Genomic DNA, 19,684 nt, shown 5'->3' with positions numbered 1-19,684 from the left:
CAACGCATAGCACTTTCTTATCGTTACCGGGCATACCTTGATTCAGGACAACGTAAAAGTATGATGAATCCCTAAAATCATCATACTTTAATCGATTTTCTCATCATTTGAGGCAATAACGTTGTCCAGATTACGCTACGTGCTGCTGGCGGTGCTTGCCTGCGCGCCGCTGCTTACGCGCGCTGCAGCACCAGACGACATCACCACCGCCTGGCCGGTTAACGTGGGTCCGCTTAATCCACACCTTTATACTCCCAACCAGATGTTCGCTCAGAGCATGGTTTATGAGCCGCTGGTAAAATACCAGGCCGATGGCTCGGTAAAACCGTGGCTGGCGAAAAGCTGGAGCCACTCCGCAGACGGTAAAACCTGGACCTTTATCCTCCGCGATGACGTGACATTTTCCAACGGTGACGTATTTGACGCCCAGGCTGCAGCAGAGAACTTCCGCGCGGTGCTGGATAACCGCCAGCGTCACGCCTGGCTGGAGCTGACCAACCAAATCACCGACGTCAAAGCGCTCGACAAAACCACCCTGCAAATCACCCTTAAAGACGCCTACTACCCTTTCTTACAGGAGCTGGCCCTGCCGCGCCCGTTCCGCTTTATCGCGCCGTCGCAGTTCAAAGATAATGAGACTATGCACGGCATAAAAGCCCCGATTGGCACCGGGCCGTGGGTGCTGAAAGAGTCGAAGCTGAATCAGTATGACGTGCTGGTGCGTAACGAGCATTACTGGGGTGAAAAACCGAAGATTCAAAAGATTACCGTGAAGGTGATCCCCGACCCCACCACTCGCGCGGTCGCCTTTGAAACCGGCGATATCGACCTGTTGTACGGCAATGAAGGGCTGCTACCGCTCGACACTTTTGCGCGTTTTAGCCAGGACCCGCAGTATCACACGCAGCTTTCCGCGCCCGCCGAAACCGTGATGCTGGCGCTGAACTCCGCAAAAGCGCCCACCAGCGAACTGGCGGTGCGGGAAGCGCTGAACTATGCGGTGGATAAAAAATCGCTGATCGACAATGCGCTGTACGGCACACAGCAGGTGGCCGATACCTTATTCGCGCCCACCGTGCCTTACGCCAATATTGGCCTGAAACCGCGCCAGTACGATCCGCAGCAGGCCATTACGCTGCTGGAAAAAGCGGGCTGGGCGCTGCCCGCCGGACAGACTGTCCGTGAAAAAAATGGTCAGCCACTACACATCGAACTGGCCTATATTGGCACTGATGCGCTGAGCAAAACGATGGCCGAGATTATCCAGGCCGATATGCGCAAGATTGGCGTCGATGTCGCGCTGATCGGCGAAGAAGAGAGCAGCATTTATGCCCGTATGCGCGATGGCCGCTTCGGTATGATTTTCTCCCGCACCTGGGGCGCGCCTTACGATCCGCACGCTTTCATGAGTTCGATGCGCGTCCCCTCCCACGCGGATTATCAGGCACAACTCGGCCTGCCCGACAAAGCGCAAATCGACAAAGAGATTGGTGACGTGCTTACGACCACCGATGAAACGCAGCGTAAGTCGCTGTATCGCGACATCCTTACCCGTCTGCATAACGAGGCGGTATATCTCCCCATTAGTTATATATCGATGATGGTGGTGGCGAAACCTGAACTGGGCGAGATCCCTTATGCGCCCATTACTTCTGAAATTCCGTTTGAACAGATTACCCCGGTGGCTCCCTGATGTTGCGTTATGCTTTGCGGCGCATGCTGCTGCTGATCCCGATGATCTTCGCTGCCTCGGTGGTGATCTTTTTGATGCTGCGCCTGGGCACTGGCGACCCGGCGCTCGACTATTTGCGTTTATCGAACCTGCCGCCGACGCCGGAGATGGTAGCCTCCACGCGTGCGATGCTGGGGCTGGATCAGCCGCTTGTCGCGCAGTACGGCGACTGGCTGTGGAAAGCGCTGCATCTCGATTTCGGAATCTCGTTTGCGACGCAGCGGCCGGTACTGAATGACGTACTGCATTTCCTGCCCGCCACGCTGCAACTGGCAGGGGCTGCGCTGGTGTTGATTCTGCTGACCTCCGTACCGCTGGGTATCTGGGCGGCGCGCCATCGCGATCGCCTGCCGGATTTTATCGTCCGGCTGATCGCCTTTCTCGGTGTGTCGATGCCTAATTTCTGGCTCGCCTTTCTGCTGGTGACGTTTTTCTCGGTGTATTTAAAATGGCTGCCCGCCATGGGTTACGGCGGCTGGCAGCATCTTATTCTGCCAGCGGTGTCGATTGCCTTTATGTCGCTGGCGATTAACGCCCGTCTGCTGCGCGCCAGTATGCTGGACATCGCCGGGCAGCGGCATGTCACCTGGGCGCGGCTGCGCGGTCTGAGCGAGAAACACACCGAGCGTCACCACATCCTGCGCAACGCCTCGCTGCCGATGATCACCGCCGTGGGGATGCATATCGGCGAACTAATCGGCGGAACGATGATCATCGAGAATATCTTTGCCTGGCCGGGCGTCGGGCGCTATGCCGTCTCGGCGATTTTTAACCGCGACTACCCGGTCATCCAGTGCTTTACGCTGATGATGGTGGTGGTTTTTGTGGTCTGTAACCTGATTGTCGATCTGCTGAACGCCGCGCTGGACCCGCGTATTCGTCGCCATGAAGGAGCGCATTCGTGAACTTTTTTCTCTCTTCACGCTGGTCGGTACGCCTGGCGCTCATTGTCATTGTCCTGTTGGCGGTAATTGCGCTCACCAGTCAGTGGTGGCTACCCTGGGATCCGCAGGCCATTGATTTACCGTCGCGTTTGCTGGCACCGAATAGCCAGCACTGGCTCGGCACCGATCATCTGGGGCGGGATATTTTCTCCCGTCTGCTGGCAGCAATCCGGGTCTCGCTCGGCTCGGTGATGGCCTGTCTGCTACTGGTACTGGCGTTGGGGCTGATTGTCGGCGGTAGCGCCGGGCTGATCGGCGGCCGTGTCGATCAGGTGACCATGCGGGTCGCCGATATTTTTATGACCTTTCCGACCTCGATCCTCTCCTTTTTCCTGGTGGGCGTGCTGGGGACCGGGCTGACCAACGTGATTATCGCCATCGCGCTGTCGCACTGGGCCTGGTATGCGCGCATGGTACGAACGTTAGTGATCTCCCTGCGCCAGCGTGAATTTGTGCTGGCTGCACGGTTATCCGGCGCGGGGCATATGCGGGTGTTTATCGATCATCTGGCAGGCGCGGCGATGCCGTCGCTGCTGGTGCTGGCGACGCTGGATATCGGCCATATGATGCTGCATGTCGCCGGGATGTCGTTCCTCGGCCTCGGCGTGACCGCGCCGACACCGGAATGGGGTGTGATGATCAACGACGCGCGCCAGTATATCTGGACCCAGCCGCTGCAAATGGTCTGGCCGGGGCTGGCGCTGTTTATCAGCGTCATGGCCTTTAACCTGGTCGGTGACGCACTGCGCGATCATCTCGACCCTCATCTGGAAACGGAGCATGCCCACTGATGCCGCAATCCATCGAACTGCAAAATATTGCGCTTGAAGCGGACAAACCGCTGGTGCAGGGTGTGTCGCTGACCCTTAAACGCGGCCGCGTGCTGGCGCTGGTCGGCGGCAGCGGCAGCGGGAAATCCCTCACCTGCGCGGCGGCGTTGGGCGTACTGCCCGCGGGCGTGCGCCAGACGGCGGGAACGCTGCTGGCGGATGGCCAACCCGTCACCTGCGCTGCGCTGCGCGGGCTGAAGGTGGCGACCATTATGCAAAACCCGCGCAGCGCCTTTAACCCGTTGCATACCATGGCGACGCACGCGCGCGAGACCTGCCGGGCGCTGGGCAAACCGGCGGATGACGCCACGCTTATTGACGCGCTGGAGGCCGTTGGGCTGGAGAATGCGGAGCGTGTACTGCGGCTCTATCCGTTTGAGATGAGCGGCGGCATGCTACAGCGAATGATGATCGCGATGGCGGTGCTGGCCGACGCGCCGTTTATCATTGCCGACGAGCCGACCACCGATCTGGATGCGGTCGCCCAGGCGCGGATTCTGGATCTGCTGGACGCCATCCTTCAGCGCCGCGCGCCGGGGATGCTGATCGTCACGCACGATATGGGCGTGGTGGCGCGCCTGGCGGACGAGGTGGCGGTGATGGATCAGGGGCGGATCGTCGAACATAACCGCGTGGACGCGATTTTTAACGCTCCGCAGCATCCCGTCACGCGCGGCCTGCTGGCCGCACATCTGGCGCTTTATGGCATGGAGTTACCCGCATGACGCTGCTTTCCGTTTCCGGCCTGGGGCACCGCTACCCCCACCAGCCTGCGGTGTTGCGCGATATTTCGCTGACGCTACAGGCAGGCGAAAGCGTGGCCCTGCTGGGCCGCAGCGGCTGTGGCAAAAGTACCCTGGCGCGTCTGCTGGTGGGGCTGGAGCGCCCGGAATCAGGCGATATCGTCTGGCGCGGCAAAACCCTGGCACGCTTAAACCGGGCGTCCCGAAAGGCATTTCGCCGCGATATCCAGCTCGTTTTTCAGGATGCCATCAGCGCGGTGAACCCGCGCAAAACCGTCGGCGATATTATTGCCGAGCCGATGCGCCACCTGATGACGCTGGCGAAAAAAGAGCGGCGGGATCGCATTGAGGAGATGCTTCGCGCTGTCGAGCTGGATATTGATATCATAGACAAGCGGCCGTCTCAGTTGAGCGGCGGCCAGCTCCAGCGCGTTTGCCTGGCGCGCGCGCTGGTTGTCAGGCCTGCCCTGTTGATTCTGGATGAAGCGGTCTCCAGCCTGGACCTGGTATTGCAGGCGGGCATCATCCAGCTTCTTAAGCGTTTACAGCAGCAGTTCGGCACCGCCTGCCTGTTCATTACTCACGATCTGCGTCTGGTCGAGCGTTTTTGCCAGCGAGTGATGGTGATGGATCGGGGGGAAATTATCGAAACCGCTCCCGTGCAGTCCCCGTTACAGTTACAGACGCCGCAAGGTCAGGCGCTACAGCAGGCGGCGCTTCCCGCCTTCCCCGTTCCGCGACGCACGCAACCCTGAGGGCTTATTCCAATGCAACGAATCACCATTACGCTTGACGACGATCTTCTCGTTACGCTGGACGCACTAAGCCAGCAGCGGGGCTACAACAACCGGTCAGAAGCGATTCGCGATATTCTGCGCAATACGCTGACGCATGAACACACTCAGCACGGCGGGCAGAACGGCTATGCGGTGCTGTCGTATGTTTATGAACATGAGAAGCGCGATCTCGCCAGCCGCATCGTCTCGGCGCAGCATCACCACCACGATCTGTCAGTCTCCACGCTGCATGTGCATATCAATCATGATGACTGCCTGGAAGTCGCGGTACTGAAGGGCAATATGCACGAGATCCAGCATTTCGCCGACGATGTGATCGCCCAGCGTGGCGTGCGTCACGGACATTTGCAGTGTCTGACGGAAGAGGACTAGAGCATATTCGTAGCAATGCACCCGCCGCACAAAAGATTAATCCTTGTATGTAGAAGAGATGACGACATTTATTACGCCTCTCTTCTTTATATACATATTTTTGTCTTTGCAAAGCAGATTCCTGCACCAAATTTAATAGTGCACTAATCTTCATTTAAAACTTTACGTGTTTTTTCACCCAGTTTGAAACAAATCCCCGCCATTCCCTTTGGACATAATTCTTTTACGTTAACTATAATTTTATTAAGATCTTCATCATTCACAGTTTTATCAATATGGTTTAAACTCCAGTATTCAAACCCGAGATTTTTTTTGCTCTCCACCTCAAACTCAGGCAATTCATTCCAATGATTTGCCAGTAAAGAGGTTATTATTTCAGATAATCCTTCAGAAACAGAACCTTCATCACATTCTTTAAATTTGTTATAGAAGCCGCTTAAATCTGCCCATGTATTTAAATTGTCAATAGCACTCTCTGCCTTATCGTATTTTGCGGAAGTGCACTCATAAGCGTTTGCAGAAAAATTAATCATGCACAGCAATAAAAAAATCATTTTCATAATAAATATGCTCTTATCGGGGTATAAATATGCGATGCATTTCTCAAGGTGTCATTTAGCGCAGAGAGGCCACTATTATTTATAATTTCAATAGTTGTTAAAGGCGAGTCACCCATGTAGTTCTTTATCTTTAACATGGCATCATCAGTTGTTCTTATACATCCCATAGTGGCGTGTTTTGGGCCGGCATCATGCAAACTATTAGCCCGGCCAGAATGAATACCTATACCTGGATGGCCCGGATAATTAAATCTAATTATTCCATAAGAGCCGTAAGGTCCATTTGGATCTGGTATGTGCCAATGAGGTCTTAAGGTGTCAATAATCTGATAATTTCCATTATTTATATGGCGAAATGATGCTCGGCTATCAACATTATTATAAGCAACCCACTTTCCTTGCATAATATTATCATTTGAAATAAGCATTATAATATGTTTTTTACCATCAAAGATGATTTTTGCCATATGTACCTCTTTTTACCACATTAAAGAATATCTTACAAAAAATTAAAAACCATTATACAAAGAACCTCAAGCTGTATAAATAAGATGCATACAGCAACAGCATTAAATGTATCCTCAATGTATAAACTAATTGATACAGATTATCAAAAAATAAGCAAAAATTGATAATTTATATATTCTAAATAACTCGTATTTTAGGAAAACGATGACGCGGTGACAATCTCGTCCGGAACGAACTCGAACAACCTAAGGCTGCACCTCGCCGGAAGCGTACTCCGCTTAATAATCGGGGTGAGCGAGGAAAGCCAACGCACATGCAACGTGAAATATGACGGATATCCTTTTATGTTAATAGCTGGTTACGATTCCTCATTGTATTTTTAAAAGAATATATAGCGTCCATCCTTCTTTTTCTGCCGTCGTAACCCTACACGATGCAGGCTATCTTCGCCTGCTATGCTTAATGATCCGAACATTCATCACAATCCGGAGCGAAGCATGAAAATCGATTTTACGGGAAAAGTGGCGCTGGTGACCGCCTCCACCGGGGGGATTGGCTTAGGGATCGCCAAAGGGCTGGCGGAAAGTGGCGCAGAAGTGATTATCAACGGGCGCAGCGAAAGCAGCGTGAATCAGGGCATCCAGCATCTTCAGCAGGCGGTGCCAGGCGCGCAGCTTCGCGCGGCGATTGCCGATCTCAGCACACCGGAAGGCGTGGAGTCGCTACTTAAAGTGGCACCGGATGTTGATATTCTGGTTAATAATGCCGGGATTTTCGGCCCGCAGGCTTTTTATTCGACCGATGACGATACCTGGGATAACTACTGGCAGACGAACGTGATGTCGGGCGTACGCCTGTCGCGCGCGCTGTTGCCGGGCATGGTGCGCAAAGGCTGGGGACGCGTGGTATTTATTTCATCAGAATCGGCACGCAATATTCCGGCGGATATGATCCACTATGGCGTGACCAAAACGGCGCTGCTTTCCCTCTCGCGCGGGCTGGCGAAATTCGTCGCGGGCAGCGGGGTGACGGTGAACAGCGTCCTGCCGGGGCCGACCTTGTCCGATGGTTTTGCCGCCATGATGAAAGATGAAGTAGAGAAAACCGGCAAATCGCTGGAGACGGTGGCAAAAGAGTTTGTGATGCAAAACCGCCCGAGTTCGGTGATCCAGCGTGCCGCCACAGTCGAAGAAGTGGCGAATATGGTGGTTTACGTCTGTTCAGAGCAGGCTTCCGCCACGTCGGGCGCGGCGCTGCGCGTGGATGGCGGTGTGGTGGACGATATTGTCTGACGTGAGCCGCAGCCAGGGCTGATGAGCGCAGCCATTCGGCCAGGCATGTACCTTATAATGCCTGGCGGCGCTGCGCTTGCACAGGCCTACAAATTACGTTAACCCTGTACCAAAGGCAGAGTCCATCGGCAAACCAGCAATGTAGGCCGGGAAAGATGCCGCCGCCTCCTGGCAGACCACCGATGTAGGCCGGGCAAGGCGCAGCCGCCGCCCGGCAAACCACCAGCACAGGCCGGCAATACGTCCTTCGTGACCGGCGTTAACCGCGGTGCGTATTCACCACCTGGCCAATCCCCTTGCCTTCCAGCGCTTCATCCGGATCGGCAAAGAAATCAATATTGAAATACGTGTCGTCGGTCAACAGCTCAATACGATGCCAGTACTGCGGCGGGCTAATACCGAAGTGCCCGGCCTCAATCACGACCTCAATTTCCGCCGTGGTATCATTTTCGCTGGCAAAGCCGAAATATTTCACCGCCCCTTCCATCACCGAAAGGCGGCCATAAACGCCTTTTTTGGTGTTGTGATGGGTTAACAACGCCTGAGGAACCGTCTGTTTATCCCAGAACGGCGTGGAACGGGTGTGACGAAAATGAGCAGGAATTTGAAACGCCATAATCAATCCTCCAGAAGGGTGGAATTACCAGCCACATACGTTAGTTTCTTCGTCAGATTCATAACCGCGAACGATATTAATCAAATCTTTTACGCTATCCGCAGCATTCAGCGGGTCCTGCAACTCACTCAGACTGGCAAAATTTTTATCTACCGAAATGCCGTTATTGTTATTCGTCACCGTCAGGACAAATTCATCCGCACTTTTCTTTGCCGCTGACAAACCTGAAACCAACTCCGTCACCGCCTGCACGGCAAGATCCGGCACATACAGGGACATTGGTTTCAAATAGACTTTGTCTTCGGTTTCATTGTTGCTACTATTCGTTACTGCCAGAGAATAACCTTTATTTTCTGTCGTCATCATGAACACCTCAGCCTTCAATCAAAATTTTCGGGTCAACATAAAAATCTACGCAAAATAGCGTATCGTCCGTTAACGCTTCTATGTTGTGCCATTTTTCCGGCGGGAAAACGCCAAATTCGCCGGCGTTAATCGTCAGCGTTTCCACCGGCTCAGGGCTGGTCTCATCTGCATAACCGTAATAGCGGATCGCGCCGCGCATTACGCTTAAGCGGGGGTAAACGCCCTGCCGCGTACCGGCGTCGAGGTGACGTTTCCAGATAGATGCAGGCGCGGTCTCATTATTCCAGAACGGCGTAGAACGGGTGTGAACATAGTGAGCGGGGATAGCGATACGTTGCATATTTCAACCTCTTGCGGCTCCCTGAAACGTGCTCAGAGAAAAAGGAAATCATATGTTGCATATCATATACCTGTTTTTGAATTTATGCGGTGCTTTTTTTGGTGGGTATTTTTACACTGTTTTATCTACTGCGGGAATAATCCATGATGGCTTCAACAATAATATCGCTCTGCTACCTGTGCCTGAGCAACTAATGAGAATTAATAATTGTACCCCCTAAGGATTAATTAAAATGCCGCACATTTTATGCACGGCGGGAATAATAAATAAGGACGAACATTACTTTATGACGACTTCTCAGTGCCTTGCGACGCGATTAACGCCTGGGCGCACGCCCAGGCACTCGACCACGCCCACTGGAAATTATATCCCCCCAGCCAGCCAGTCACATCCATCACTTCGCCGATAAAATAAAGCCCAGGCACATTACGTGCTTCCATCGTGCGCGATGAAAGCTCATGCGTATCGACCCCGCCAAGGGTCACTTCCGCCGTGCGGTAACCTTCTGTCCCGTTGGGCTGCACGCGCCATGCGGTTAACGTTGTTACCAGTGCCTGCTGGTCGCGCGCGTTAAGCTGTTTCAGCGTAACGTCAGGGATTTGCCCTAACTGCTGTAAACACTCGACCAGCCGTTTAGGAAGCTGCATCGCGAGCGTATTTTTCAGGCTTTGATTAGGATGCGCCGCACGTTGCTCATCCAGGAAGCTCTCCAGATCGCAGTCCGGCAGCAGATTAATACTGACAAACTCGCCGGGTTGCCAGTAGCTGGAGATTTGCAGCACTGCCGGGCCTGAAAGCCCACGGTGGGTAAACAGCAGGCTTTCGCGAAACAGCGTGCCCTCCTGCGCGGTAATAACTGACGGCACCGAGACGCCGGAAAGCGTCTGTAACGGTTCCAGCAGCGGTTTATGCAGGGTAAATGGGACCAGCCCGGCGCGCGTCGACAGCACCTTCAGACCGAACTGCTCCGCGATTTTATAGCCAAAAGGAGACGCGCCCAGTCCCGGCATCGAAAGGCCGCCGCTGGCGATAACCAGCTTATCCGCCGCCACCGTATCGCCGTTGAGTTGCAGGATATACCCGTCGTCATCGCGCCCGACGCTCAGCACCTCGCTGCGCAGTCGCAGCGTCACCTGGCCTTTTTCACACTCTTTCACCAGCATATCGACGATTTGCTGCGCGGAATCGTCACAAAAGAGCTGGCCCAGCGCCTTTTCATGCCAGGCGATATCGTGCTTCCCTAACAGCTCGATAAAATCCCACTGGGTATAGCGCGCCAGTGCTGACTTACAAAAATGCGGGTTCTGACTCAGATAGGCGGCAGGTTCGACGTAGAGGTTGGTAAAATTACAGCGTCCTCCGCCCGACATCAGAATTTTGCGGCCCGGTTTTTTGCCGTTATCAAGTAGCAGTACACGGCTTCCGGCCTGACCTGCCGTGGCCGCACAAAACATTCCTGCGGCACCCGCACCGATAACAATGGCATCAAACCTTTCCACAGCAACATCCTCTCTCAAATCAGGGCGTGAATTGTAAAGATTACCCAGTGGTCGCACCAGCGTAAAAATGCGCTGCATCTATCATTTCATTGAAATCTATAAGATAAATCTTTAGTACTTTCGCGCAGAGCACGACTAATATCAAAAAAAGGCGATATTTCACTTTGCCCGCGCCGCCAAAGTCACTGATAATGCGCCGCGTTCATGTCCTCAAAATGGCGTAACGTCCTATGCTACATTTGTTTGCTGGTCTTGATTTCCATACGGGCCTTTTATTATTGCTTGCTCTGGTTTTTGTGCTGTTTTACGAAGCTATCAACGGTTTCCACGACACTGCGAATGCTGTTGCAACCGTGATTTATACCCGTGCAATGCGCTCGCAACTCGCGGTGGTCATGGCTGCGGTATTTAACTTTTTCGGCGTTCTGCTCGGCGGATTGAGCGTGGCCTATGCGATTGTGCATATGCTGCCAACCGATCTACTACTGAATGTCAGCTCCGCTCACGGCCTGGCGATGGTCTTCTCCATGCTGCTGGCGGCTATCATCTGGAACCTGGGGACCTGGTATTTTGGTTTGCCAGCCTCCAGTTCTCATACCCTGATTGGCGCCATCATCGGCATTGGTTTAACCAACGCATTGATGAGCGGTACCTCGGTGGTCGATGCGCTCAACATTCCCAAAGTTATCAACATCTTTGCCTCGTTGATTGTGTCTCCCATCGTTGGCCTGATCTTCGCAGGGGGCCTGGTGTTTATTTTGCGTCGCTACTGGAGCGGCACCAAAAAACGCGCCCGTATCCACCTGACGCCAGCCGAACGTGAAAAGAAAGACGGGAAGAAAAAACCGCCGTTCTGGACCCGTATCGCACTGATCCTGTCCGCCATTGGCGTGAGTTTTTCTCACGGTGCGAATGACGGACAGAAAGGGATCGGCCTGATTATGCTGGTACTGATTGGCGTTGCGCCTGCGGGATTCGTGGTCAACATGAATGCCTCTGGCTACGACATTACCCGTACTCGCGACGCGATCAATAACGTAGAAGTCTATTTCCAGCAGCACCCGGACTTCCTGCAAAAAGCGATCGAAAAAGAGCCGGCTATTCCGACGCCGGAACAAACCGGTAACGCACCAGCCGAGTTTCATTGCCATCCCGGCCTCGCGGTTAATGCGCTAAACCGCGCTAAAACGATGCTGGGCGACATTGATAACTACGATAAGCTTCCGGTAGAGCAACGTAGCCAGCTGCGCCGCATCATGCTGTGTATCGCGGATACGACCGATAAAGTCGCTAAGATGCCAAATGTCAGCGCTGACGATCAGCGTCTGCTCAAAAAGCTGAAAGGCGATATGCTCAGCACCATTGAGTATGCCCCTATCTGGATCATCATGGCCGTCGCGTTAGCGTTGGGTATTGGTACCATGATTGGCTGGCGACGTGTTGCCACCACTATCGGTGAAAAAATCGGTAAAAAAGGCATGACCTATGCACAGGGGATGTCCGCTCAGATGACGGCAGCGGTCTCCATCGGGCTTGCCAGCTATACCGGCATGCCGGTTTCCACCACCCACGTTCTCTCATCCTCCGTGGCGGGGACGATGATCGTAGACGGCGGCGGTCTGCAACGGAAAACCGTGACCAGCATACTGATGGCGTGGGTCTTTACGCTTCCAGCTTCAATCGTGCTGTCAGGCGTACTGTACTGGCTGGCCCTGCATATCATTTAACGGTGGGTATTGCAGAAAACAGAAGCGGGTCAGGAAACTGGCCCGCTTTTTTTTTCAGTGCCAAATCATCAACGCGATCAAACTGACCACGACCAGCCCACACAGAAAGCTGGTCAAAATAAACTGCCCGCGCACGCGTTCACAGCGGCGGATAAACTCATCATCATGATGATCAAGGTAGCGTTGGGCATAGATATACCACACCAGACGCACCTGCTTGCCGGGCTGACCGTGAGACGTAAAGAAACCGCCACCATCGACGTACTGGTAAAGCAAAGGGTCACAGCCGCGTAATACCACTAACAGCGCACGCAGGGATGAAAAATAGCGTGCCATGTTAACAACACAAACAACACATAAAGCCCAAAAAAGCGCGATGGTGCTGATCATACCGCCTCCCCGGCAATCACCCACCGTTAAAGCCTGCGGGCAATCGCTCCCCAACATACAGACAAAGAGTTCATTGAAAGAGTGAGAAACCGATCACGTTTATTTATCCGACCGGCTCATTAAATAGTGTAGGAGATCAGTTAATTTTTTTACCATAACGTTAATCATTATCAATGCAATTGTCTGAAAATTTTGTTCAACTTTGAGTTGAGCAAGCGACATTGACGAAGGACCTGGCGCGCTATAAGGTAGGATCATCCTCTACACCAGGCTTCTAAAGGCAGGGCTTATTCATCCCGCGCGTGTAGTACGCAGGACGCGGAACAAGACAGCCAGCGACAGCAGGCGGTCCGGCCCACTGGTCATCGACAACTTATGGAAGGAGTAACACTATGGCTTACAAACACATTCTCATTGCGGTTGACCTGTCTCCAGAAAGCAAAGTGCTGGTAGACAAAGCGGTATCCATGGCGCGTCCTTACGATGCAAAAATTTCCCTGATCCATGTGGATGTTAACTACTCCGATCTATACACCGGCCTGATTGATGTGAACCTCGGCGATATGCAAAAACGCATCTCTGAAGAAACGCATCATGCCCTGAGCGAACTGTCCGCCAATGCCAACTACCCTATCACCGAAACCCTGAGCGGCAGCGGCGATCTGGGTCAGGTGCTGGTTGATGCAATTAAAAAATATGACATGGACCTGGTCGTTTGCGGCCATCACCAGGATTTCTGGAGCAAACTCATGTCATCTGCTCGCCAATTGATTAATACCGTGCATGTCGACATGCTGATCGTCCCGCTGCGCGACGAAGAAGACGAATAAAACCGCACTTTACCAACAAAAAACTGCGGGGGGTCCGCAGTTTTTTTATGCCTGCCTTTCACCCATTTCTCCTGCTCACGCCTTAATTTTCTCTCCGACGCCACGCCTTCGCATTGTTTATTTCACCATTAAATAACAATCATCAAACACACAAAAAACATACTCATGCATGTAAATGCATTAAAAATATTAATAAACGCATTTACGCGCACTATTAATTGATTAATTAACCATCAACCCCGAAGTGCGATCCTCTACGCAAAATAAATGAAAAAATGTAATTAATTGAATTATAAAGAATAATACATTTATGATGTGATTTACCTCGCATATTAAGATCCTCTTCGTAGTCAATGCGTTTTTCTGCGCATAAATTACAAACGCGCACAAAAACGCATTTATTCCTGGCAAGCATGCCACGTTACGTACCCGCACCGTGGCATGTGCAAACCAACGTAAAAACAGTGAGAGAAAGAAAAATGGATCAAGCAACAAAGTGGTTGGATCTTTCCGGAAAAGTGGTGATTGTGACCGGCGGCAGCATGGGCCTTGGCGAAAAGATGGTTGAAAACCTGCATGCCAATGGCGCAACCGTGGTGTATGCCGACCTCGCACCTAACGCCGCGTTTAGTCAGATTGACGGGATCACCTATATCAAATGCGATGTGACCAAAAAAGCAGAAGTCGAGCAGCTTGCCGCTAGCGTGGTCGAGAAATTTGGTCATATCGACGGACTGGTCAATAACGCAGGCGTCAGTCGCCCGCGCCTGCTGGTGGATGTCTTCAAACAAAAACCGGAATACGAGCTGAGCGAAGATGACTTTGACTTTATGGTGAATGTTAACCAGAAAGCGGTCTATCTCGTCTCCCAGGCCGTCGCCCGTCAAATGGTTGAACAGGAGTCCGGCGTGATTATCAATATGACCTCTGAGGCTGGCGTTCAGGGTTCACGCGGTCAGAGCTGCTACTCCGCCACCAAAGCCGCCGTTAACGCCTTTACCTTCGCCTGGGCAAAAGAGCTGGGGCCATACAATATCCGCATCGTCAGCGTTGAACCTGGCATTAACGTCCCTACCCCGATGAACAGCGAAGCGAATTTCCGTGCGCTGGCCTATACCCGCGGCACCGATCCTTCCCACGTGCATAAAGACTACAAAGGCATTATTCCACTGGGACGTCCTGGCAAACTGGAAGAGATTGCCGATCTTATTTCTTACCTGGTTTCAGATCGTTCCTCTTACATCACAGGCTCCGTCATCAATATCACTGGCGGTAAATCACATCATTAATCACTCATCATAAGAAATGGAGCCGACCATGGGGAACAATCGAATTGCCAATAGCCCTACGTTAGCGAAAATTAGAAAGTTCGGTGGAGTTATGAGCGGCATGGTTATGCCGAATCTGGGTGCATTTGTCGGATGGGGATTAATGGCCGCCATTTTTATCCCAAATGGCTGGTTTCCCAATGACAAATTAGGAGAGATGGTCGGTCCTATCCTGAATTATCTTTTCCCATTATTAATTGGCTACACAGCAGGATATAACATTCACGGTCAGCGTGGCGGGGTCATTGCCGCCTTCGCCACCATGGGCGTCATCGTAGGATCCAACATTACGATGATCAGTGGTGCGATGGTCATGGGGCCACTCTCCTCCTGGTTGTTGAAGAAATTCGATCAGAAAGTGCAGCCCAAAATTAAACCCGGCTTTGAAATGTTCGTGAATAATTTCAGCCTGGGGATCATCGGTCTGCTGTGCGCGATTTTTGCTTACATGACCGTTGGGCCAGTGATCCGTCTGCTGATCGTAATTATTACGTCAGGCGTCAACTGGTGTACTACTCATAACCTTCTGCCGCTGTTGTCCGTCTTTATGGCTCCGGCCCAGGTACTGTTCCTTAACAACGTCGTTAACCACGGTATTCTTGCCCCGATCGGTTTTGCGCAGGTTCCTGAACTGGGTAAGTCGATCATGTTCCTGGTGGATACCAATAACGGCCCATTGCTGGGAACGCTGATGGCTATCGCCCTCTTCGGACGTGGACGCGCTAAAAAGACCGCGCCGATGGCAATGTTCATTGCCGGGATTGCCGGAATTGGTGAAGTTTACTTCCCCTTCGTGCTGGCAAACCCGCTGCTGGTCTTTGCTACCATGGGTGGGCTGGCGGTCTCGCTATTCCTGCAAGTGATTATGGGTGGCGGCCTGATTGGTGTAGCGTCTCCGGGCAGCTTGATCGCTATCGCGATGATGACACCGAAAAGCGCTATCATCGCCAACCTGGTCTCGATTAGCGCGGGCTTTATCGTCTCCTGCACGCTTGGCTGGCTACTGTTGAAAATCAGCCCCGGCTCAGAAGATGGTGAAGAAGAGGATCCTGTTATTATCGGGGGTCGTCAGGTGAAATCCGTCACGGATTTTGTACCAGGCATGGCAACGCCGACTTCTGCACCTGCAACGGCAAGGAAAAGCATCCAGCGAATACTCGTCGCCTGCGATTCCGGCATGGGTTCCAGCGCAATGGGAGCATCGGTACTGCGAAAACGGCTGAAGGAAGAAAATCTCGACACCATCACCGTTGTTAATGATTCCGCTAATCGGGTGGGTAAAGATTACGACATTGTTATTACCCTCTCCGGGTTGCTCGAACGCGCGAAACTTAGCTGCGAAAATGCGAACACGGCGTTTATCACTGTTAATAACTTTATTAAGTTAAGTGATTACGATGAAACCGTTGCATTTATCAAGCAACGCAATCAGGCGGCGAATCAGGAAGCAACAACATGAATGAAATTTTTTCTCTAAAAAACATTGTCCTCAATGCCAAAGCTGACGATAAATTTGCCGCAATAACGTTAACCGGGGAAGTTTTAAAACAGAACGGTTATATCACTGAGCGATACATTGAAAGAATGAAGCTCAGGGAAGAAATAGTTTCAACGTATCTGGGGAATGGGTTAGCGATCCCTCACGGTACGGATGGATCAGACTGTGAAATCATTAAAACCGGGATATCGTTAGTGCAGTTTCCCAATGGCGTCGACTTTGGTGATGGAAATACTGCATATATAACCATTGGTATTGCTGGCAAGGAGGGCGAACATATGGACTTACTGAATAAAATCGCCCTTATATGTATTGAAGAAGAGAATGTTATGGCGTTACGTAATGCCACTTCACCAGAACAAATTTTACAAGTCCTGAACTTATAAGATATACTCGTTATTCTTTGAATAACATGAGTATGTAATGATGAAGGCAGCCAGACAAGACATTATTCTTCAGATACTTGAAAAAGAAAAAAAGATCGTTGCCAGTAAATTAAGTGAGCGCCTGAAGGTTTCTGAAGATACCGTAAGGCGCGACTTAAATGAACTTGCAAACCAGGGATTAATTCGGCGCGTACACAGTGGCGCAATACGCGTTGGCCCGGCAGTCACTGACTTTAATGTCAGGCAGGATCTCAATATTAATGAAAAGGTTAAACTTGCAAAGAAAGCAGTGCATTTAATCAAAGAGAATAGTGTCATTCTGATTGACGGAGGAACAACCAATTACGAATTAGTTAAACAAATACCTAAAGATATAAAATGTACAGTTGTCTCCAACAACATCCCTATTTTGCACTTACTCAGTGATTATCAAAATGTGGAGGTTATCGGTTTAGGTGGCAGACTTTACAAAAATTCTTTGGTATTAATTGGTGCAGAAACCATCCGTGAACTGGCCGCTATTCGCCCCGACATCTATTTTATGGGCGTCGCCCATGTTGATAGCGAAGTCGGCGTAACCATTCCAGGACTGGATGAGTGCTACACCAAACAAAAAATGGCTGAGGTCTCGAATGAAGTTGCCATCCTTGTAACTGAAGAAAAACTTGAGACCAGGTCTAATTTCGTTGTGTCCTCACTCAAGGATATCACTCATATATTCACGAGTAAGGACATCTAAATATTATGAGGTATGTTAATGAAACGCGTATTAATTGTAGGCGCTGGCCGCCTTGGTAAAGGCTTTGTTGGCGAGACGTTTGATAATGCAGGCTGGAATATTTCGTTCCTGGATAAAGACCCCCGAGTCATCGACGAATTAAAGAAACATAACAAATATACCGTCCAGGTATTTCGTACCGATGACATCATCATGCATGACATCACCAACTTTAATGCATTTCTGACTGATGATAACTATTCCGTAATGGATGATTTCCTCGAATCTTCCGTTATTATGTGCCCGCTCTACCCGGAAGATTTCCCGGCCTCCGCAAAATATCTGGCTGCATGTTTTGAAAAGCAGTATGAAGTCGATCCTGACAAAAAAATGACGCTGATCTGCTTAACCAACAAAAACCATATTATTAAAGATATTGAAGGCTATTACCGCGACGCAATTTCTTCGCCGGAAGCCCGCGCCTGGTTTGATACCCACGTTGCTATCCGTGACTCCATCGTTCGCCGCTCCACGGATGCCGAAACCAACTACGCCACTAACATTGATAGCACCGCCGTCGCGTCACTGCTGATTCAGACCCCGCTGTACAACGACATCAGCGATGTCGAATGGCTGGAGCCGAGAGAGCACCTCGAAATGCTGAAAGACATCAAAGTGTTCACCATTAACGGTCCGCATGCCACCACCGCCTACTTTGGTTTCCTGAAAGGTTATAAAACGATTCCTGACGCCTCTGCCGACCCGGAAATCGCCGAGCTGGTGAATGAGGTCCACGATGTCACCATTAAAGCTGTGATGCTGGAATATCCACAAATCACCCGTGAAGCGCTGACGGATCTTGAATATCTGCCGAAAGCGAAAAACGAACTGCCGGATTCTATCCACCGCGTTGCCTGGGACCCCATCCGTAAACTGGCCAATCGCGACCGTCTGATGGGTGTGGCGCATCTGTGCCTGAAATTTGGCCTGGATTACACGCCGATTGCCAAAGCCATTGCCTGCGGTCTGGCCTATTACGCACCTGACGATAAAGCCTCAGTGGCTATTCAGCAATCGCTGCAAAGCCAGGGTCTTCTGGCGACCGCCGCGACAATTATTGGCCTGCCTGAGGATCATGAAATTACACGCTGCGTGGCGAAACACTATACCGATGCGGCTTATTCCATCCAGCAATCTGTAAGTCACTATGGTCAATAAACACTGTCACGCGCAATTTATTATCCGTAATGAAAATGGGCTGCATGCCCGGCCCGGGGCGACATTCGTCTCGACCCTGAAGCCTTTTGCCTGTTCAGTTACGGTCGCTAACCTGTCGCGCAGCGATAAGTTTGTTAACGCCAAAAGCCTGATGGCGCTGATGTCTTTGGGTATTAAAAGAGGTCATGAAATACGGGTGGAGTTTGAAGGTGATGACGCCACCGCCGCTATGGAAAGTTTGACGAGTGAAATAGAGAAAGGTTTAGGCGAATAATAATCCCTTTTCGCCTTTTAACAGGTTTACCTGACAGTCGGTAAACCTGTTTTTTTTACGTTTTTTACCACGAATTCAGAATGAAAGGTAAGACCTCATCATGATGATCGATAATCTGGTCCGCTAACGTAAAACGCGGATCGTGGCGCTGATGCGGTGCCGGCAACGCCAGCGCACGCATTCCGGCAGCTTTGGCGGCGATCAGGCCGTTAAGCGAATCTTCAATCACCAGACAATATTGCGGATCGGCGTCCATCATGGCCGCAGCATTGAGGAAGATTTCCGGATGCGGCTTACCATGCGCCAGCGTCTCTGCTGAGATCGCCGCCTGGAAATAATGGCGAATATTGAGCGTATCGAGGACGTTATCGATCTGACGCAGCGGTGAAGAAGAGGCCACCGACATGGGAATATTACGCTGGCGTAGCGCATCAAGGAGTTCGAAGATGCCAGGCACAGGTCGGGGCTGCTGGCGGATTTTGTCCGCCACCTGCCCGACGATAAGGTCGTGAACGAGGGAGAGATCGTGCGCGGGTAGCCGGTGTCTTTCATGCAGTTTGCGTAAAAAAACCATTACTGGCATTCCCGTGAAAGCATCAAAATCATCGTCAACCAGCGTCAGCCCGTGATGCATTAAATAGAACTCTTTTTCGACATCTCGCCATACTGGCTCCGAGTCGATAAGTACGCCATCCATATCAAAAATAACGGTTATCGCCATTTCTATTCCTTACAGATAAAGAAAATGCGCCATCG

The 19,684-nt window shown here is 51.5% G+C and carries 23 protein-coding genes; 15 read left to right on the top strand and 8 right to left on the bottom strand.

Going from position 1 to position 19,684, the window contains the following annotated elements:
• Window positions 1-121 precede the first annotated feature (121 nt).
• The 6 genes from nikA to nikR are packed head-to-tail and all read left to right on the top strand — an operon-like array spanning window position 122 to window position 5,418.
• Entirely contained in the window at window positions 122-1,693 is a 1,572-nt protein-coding gene (gene nikA, locus ACMGGS_RS07995) for a nickel ABC transporter substrate-binding protein (protein ID WP_414165686.1), read from the top strand.
• Entirely contained in the window at window positions 1,693-2,637 is a 945-nt protein-coding gene (gene nikB, locus ACMGGS_RS07990) for a nickel ABC transporter permease subunit NikB (protein WP_414165685.1), read from the top strand. Before nikA ends, nikB begins: the two co-directional genes overlap by 1 nt.
• Complete coding sequence (gene nikC / locus ACMGGS_RS07985) at window positions 2,634-3,467, top strand: nickel ABC transporter permease subunit NikC (RefSeq protein ID WP_414165684.1); 834 nt, start codon at window positions 2,634-2,636, stop codon at window positions 3,465-3,467. Before nikB ends, nikC begins: the two co-directional genes overlap by 4 nt.
• Complete coding sequence (nikD, locus tag ACMGGS_RS07980; RefSeq protein ID WP_414165683.1) at window positions 3,467-4,231, top strand: nickel import ATP-binding protein NikD; 765 nt, start codon at window positions 3,467-3,469, stop codon at window positions 4,229-4,231. Before nikC ends, nikD begins: the two co-directional genes overlap by 1 nt.
• On the top strand, window positions 4,228-5,004 hold the full coding sequence (nikE, locus tag ACMGGS_RS07975; protein WP_414165682.1) for a nickel import ATP-binding protein NikE: 777 nt from the start codon (window positions 4,228-4,230) through the stop codon (window positions 5,002-5,004). Before nikD ends, nikE begins: the two co-directional genes overlap by 4 nt.
• A 12-nt stretch (window positions 5,005-5,016) precedes the next feature.
• Entirely contained in the window at window positions 5,017-5,418 is a 402-nt protein-coding gene (gene nikR, locus ACMGGS_RS07970; RefSeq protein ID WP_414165681.1) for a nickel-responsive transcriptional regulator NikR, read from the top strand.
• 143 nt (window positions 5,419-5,561) lie between these two features.
• On the opposite strand, the gene ACMGGS_RS07965 is transcribed toward nikR, so the two are convergent.
• Entirely contained in the window at window positions 5,562-5,978 is a 417-nt protein-coding gene (locus ACMGGS_RS07965; RefSeq protein ID WP_414165680.1) for a hypothetical protein, read from the bottom strand.
• Window positions 5,975-6,445 (bottom strand): L,D-transpeptidase, encoded by a 471-nt coding sequence (locus ACMGGS_RS07960; protein ID WP_414165679.1) that lies wholly within the window; start codon window positions 6,443-6,445, stop codon window positions 5,975-5,977. Before ACMGGS_RS07960 ends, ACMGGS_RS07965 begins: the two co-directional genes overlap by 4 nt.
• A 498-nt stretch (window positions 6,446-6,943) precedes the next feature.
• Between ACMGGS_RS07960 and ACMGGS_RS07955 the strand changes: the two genes are divergently transcribed.
• Window positions 6,944-7,738 (top strand): SDR family NAD(P)-dependent oxidoreductase, encoded by a 795-nt coding sequence (locus tag ACMGGS_RS07955; RefSeq protein WP_176919473.1) that lies wholly within the window; start codon window positions 6,944-6,946, stop codon window positions 7,736-7,738.
• Between the two features lie 259 nt (window positions 7,739-7,997).
• Here ACMGGS_RS07955 and ACMGGS_RS07950 read toward each other — a convergent pair whose 3' ends face one another.
• The 4 genes from ACMGGS_RS07950 to ACMGGS_RS07935 all read right to left on the bottom strand — a co-directional run bounded on the left by ACMGGS_RS07950 (window position 7,998) and on the right by ACMGGS_RS07935 (window position 10,559).
• Entirely contained in the window at window positions 7,998-8,354 is a 357-nt protein-coding gene (locus ACMGGS_RS07950) for a DUF1971 domain-containing protein (protein WP_176919474.1), read from the bottom strand.
• A gap of 24 nt (window positions 8,355-8,378) precedes the next feature.
• Window positions 8,379-8,717 (bottom strand): DUF1869 domain-containing protein, encoded by a 339-nt coding sequence (locus ACMGGS_RS07945; protein ID WP_414166225.1) that lies wholly within the window; start codon window positions 8,715-8,717, stop codon window positions 8,379-8,381.
• A 10-nt stretch (window positions 8,718-8,727) separates the two neighbouring features.
• Complete coding sequence (locus tag ACMGGS_RS07940; protein WP_414165678.1) at window positions 8,728-9,060, bottom strand: DUF1971 domain-containing protein; 333 nt, start codon at window positions 9,058-9,060, stop codon at window positions 8,728-8,730.
• Window positions 9,061-9,344: 284 nt separating this feature from the next.
• Window positions 9,345-10,559 carry an NAD(P)/FAD-dependent oxidoreductase gene (locus ACMGGS_RS07935; RefSeq protein ID WP_414165677.1) on the bottom strand — a complete coding sequence of 405 codons (1,215 nt, stop codon included), beginning with the start codon at window positions 10,557-10,559 and terminating at the stop codon, window positions 9,345-9,347.
• A gap of 230 nt (window positions 10,560-10,789) precedes the next feature.
• Here ACMGGS_RS07935 and pitA point away from each other — a divergent pair, with 230 nt between their 5' ends.
• Window positions 10,790-12,286 carry an inorganic phosphate transporter PitA gene (gene pitA, locus ACMGGS_RS07930; protein ID WP_414165676.1) on the top strand — a complete coding sequence of 499 codons (1,497 nt, stop codon included), beginning with the start codon at window positions 10,790-10,792 and terminating at the stop codon, window positions 12,284-12,286.
• Window positions 12,287-12,340: 54 nt separating this feature from the next.
• Here pitA and uspB read toward each other — a convergent pair whose 3' ends face one another.
• The gene (gene uspB, locus ACMGGS_RS07925) at window positions 12,341-12,676 is read right to left on the bottom strand and encodes a universal stress protein UspB (protein WP_176919478.1); all 336 of its coding nucleotides are present in this window, start codon (window positions 12,674-12,676) and stop codon (window positions 12,341-12,343) included.
• Window positions 12,677-13,068: 392 nt separating this feature from the next.
• On the opposite strand from uspB, the gene uspA reads away from it, so the two are divergent.
• From uspA to ACMGGS_RS07890, 7 genes are all read left to right on the top strand, one after another.
• On the top strand, window positions 13,069-13,506 hold the full coding sequence (gene uspA / locus ACMGGS_RS07920) for a universal stress protein UspA (RefSeq protein WP_194207454.1): 438 nt from the start codon (window positions 13,069-13,071) through the stop codon (window positions 13,504-13,506).
• 479 nt (window positions 13,507-13,985) lie between these two features.
• Window positions 13,986-14,795, top strand: a complete 810-nt coding sequence (locus tag ACMGGS_RS07915) for a sorbitol-6-phosphate dehydrogenase subunit (RefSeq protein WP_414165675.1) — start codon at window positions 13,986-13,988, stop codon at window positions 14,793-14,795.
• Window positions 14,796-14,886: 91 nt separating this feature from the next.
• Window positions 14,887-16,293: a PTS transporter subunit EIIC gene (locus ACMGGS_RS07910; RefSeq protein WP_414165674.1), complete on the top strand. Its 1,407-nt coding sequence runs from the start codon at window positions 14,887-14,889 to the stop codon at window positions 16,291-16,293.
• Complete coding sequence (locus ACMGGS_RS07905) at window positions 16,290-16,718, top strand: PTS sugar transporter subunit IIA (protein WP_414165673.1); 429 nt, start codon at window positions 16,290-16,292, stop codon at window positions 16,716-16,718. Before ACMGGS_RS07910 ends, ACMGGS_RS07905 begins: the two co-directional genes overlap by 4 nt.
• Window positions 16,719-16,755: 37 nt before the next feature.
• Window positions 16,756-17,457, top strand: a complete 702-nt coding sequence (locus ACMGGS_RS07900; RefSeq protein ID WP_228066284.1) for a DeoR/GlpR family DNA-binding transcription regulator — start codon at window positions 16,756-16,758, stop codon at window positions 17,455-17,457.
• Between the two features lie 18 nt (window positions 17,458-17,475).
• Window positions 17,476-18,654: a mannitol dehydrogenase gene (locus ACMGGS_RS07895; RefSeq protein ID WP_414165672.1), complete on the top strand. Its 1,179-nt coding sequence runs from the start codon at window positions 17,476-17,478 to the stop codon at window positions 18,652-18,654.
• A complete protein-coding gene (locus ACMGGS_RS07890; RefSeq protein WP_414165671.1) occupies window positions 18,644-18,928 on the top strand; it encodes an HPr family phosphocarrier protein in 285 nt (94 codons plus the stop codon). Before ACMGGS_RS07895 ends, ACMGGS_RS07890 begins: the two co-directional genes overlap by 11 nt.
• Before the next feature lie 64 nt (window positions 18,929-18,992).
• Here ACMGGS_RS07890 and hxpB read toward each other — a convergent pair whose 3' ends face one another.
• Window positions 18,993-19,649 carry a hexitol phosphatase HxpB gene (gene hxpB / locus ACMGGS_RS07885; RefSeq protein WP_414165670.1) on the bottom strand — a complete coding sequence of 219 codons (657 nt, stop codon included), beginning with the start codon at window positions 19,647-19,649 and terminating at the stop codon, window positions 18,993-18,995.
• Window positions 19,650-19,684: the final 35 nt, after the last annotated feature.

Source organism: Superficieibacter sp. BNK-5 (genome assembly GCF_047456055.1).
In the GTDB taxonomy this organism is placed as follows: Bacteria; Pseudomonadota; Gammaproteobacteria; order Enterobacterales; family Enterobacteriaceae; genus Superficieibacter.
Note: the sequence above shows the minus strand (reverse complement) of the source record. Positions and strands in the feature narration are given on the sequence as shown.

What these genes read in the sequence shown, in the direction of transcription:
- nikB (WP_414165685.1), top strand. Translation starts at nt 1,693, where the DNA reads ATGTTGCGTTATGCTTTGCGGCGCATGCTGCTGCTGATCCCGATGATC.
- nikD (WP_414165683.1), top strand. Translation starts at nt 3,467, where the DNA reads ATGCCGCAATCCATCGAACTGCAAAATATTGCGCTTGAAGCGGACAAA.
- nikE (WP_414165682.1), top strand. Translation starts at nt 4,228, where the DNA reads ATGACGCTGCTTTCCGTTTCCGGCCTGGGGCACCGCTACCCCCACCAG.
- nikR (WP_414165681.1), top strand. Translation starts at nt 5,017, where the DNA reads ATGCAACGAATCACCATTACGCTTGACGACGATCTTCTCGTTACGCTG.
- ACMGGS_RS07965 (WP_414165680.1), bottom strand. Translation starts at nt 5,978, where the DNA reads ATGAAAATGATTTTTTTATTGCTGTGCATGATTAATTTTTCTGCAAAC.
- ACMGGS_RS07960 (WP_414165679.1), bottom strand. Translation starts at nt 6,445, where the DNA reads ATGGCAAAAATCATCTTTGATGGTAAAAAACATATTATAATGCTTATT.
- ACMGGS_RS07955 (WP_176919473.1), top strand. Translation starts at nt 6,944, where the DNA reads ATGAAAATCGATTTTACGGGAAAAGTGGCGCTGGTGACCGCCTCCACC.
- ACMGGS_RS07950 (WP_176919474.1), bottom strand. Translation starts at nt 8,354, where the DNA reads ATGGCGTTTCAAATTCCTGCTCATTTTCGTCACACCCGTTCCACGCCG.
- ACMGGS_RS07945 (WP_414166225.1), bottom strand. Translation starts at nt 8,717, where the DNA reads ATGACGACAGAAAATAAAGGTTATTCTCTGGCAGTAACGAATAGTAGC.
- ACMGGS_RS07940 (WP_414165678.1), bottom strand. Translation starts at nt 9,060, where the DNA reads ATGCAACGTATCGCTATCCCCGCTCACTATGTTCACACCCGTTCTACG.
- pitA (WP_414165676.1), top strand. Translation starts at nt 10,790, where the DNA reads ATGCTACATTTGTTTGCTGGTCTTGATTTCCATACGGGCCTTTTATTA.
- uspB (WP_176919478.1), bottom strand. Translation starts at nt 12,676, where the DNA reads ATGATCAGCACCATCGCGCTTTTTTGGGCTTTATGTGTTGTTTGTGTT.
- uspA (WP_194207454.1), top strand. Translation starts at nt 13,069, where the DNA reads ATGGCTTACAAACACATTCTCATTGCGGTTGACCTGTCTCCAGAAAGC.
- ACMGGS_RS07915 (WP_414165675.1), top strand. Translation starts at nt 13,986, where the DNA reads ATGGATCAAGCAACAAAGTGGTTGGATCTTTCCGGAAAAGTGGTGATT.
- ACMGGS_RS07910 (WP_414165674.1), top strand. Translation starts at nt 14,887, where the DNA reads ATGAGCGGCATGGTTATGCCGAATCTGGGTGCATTTGTCGGATGGGGA.
- ACMGGS_RS07905 (WP_414165673.1), top strand. Translation starts at nt 16,290, where the DNA reads ATGAATGAAATTTTTTCTCTAAAAAACATTGTCCTCAATGCCAAAGCT.
- ACMGGS_RS07900 (WP_228066284.1), top strand. Translation starts at nt 16,756, where the DNA reads ATGATGAAGGCAGCCAGACAAGACATTATTCTTCAGATACTTGAAAAA.
- ACMGGS_RS07895 (WP_414165672.1), top strand. Translation starts at nt 17,476, where the DNA reads ATGAAACGCGTATTAATTGTAGGCGCTGGCCGCCTTGGTAAAGGCTTT.
- ACMGGS_RS07890 (WP_414165671.1), top strand. Translation starts at nt 18,644, where the DNA reads ATGGTCAATAAACACTGTCACGCGCAATTTATTATCCGTAATGAAAAT.
- hxpB (WP_414165670.1), bottom strand. Translation starts at nt 19,649, where the DNA reads ATGGCGATAACCGTTATTTTTGATATGGATGGCGTACTTATCGACTCG.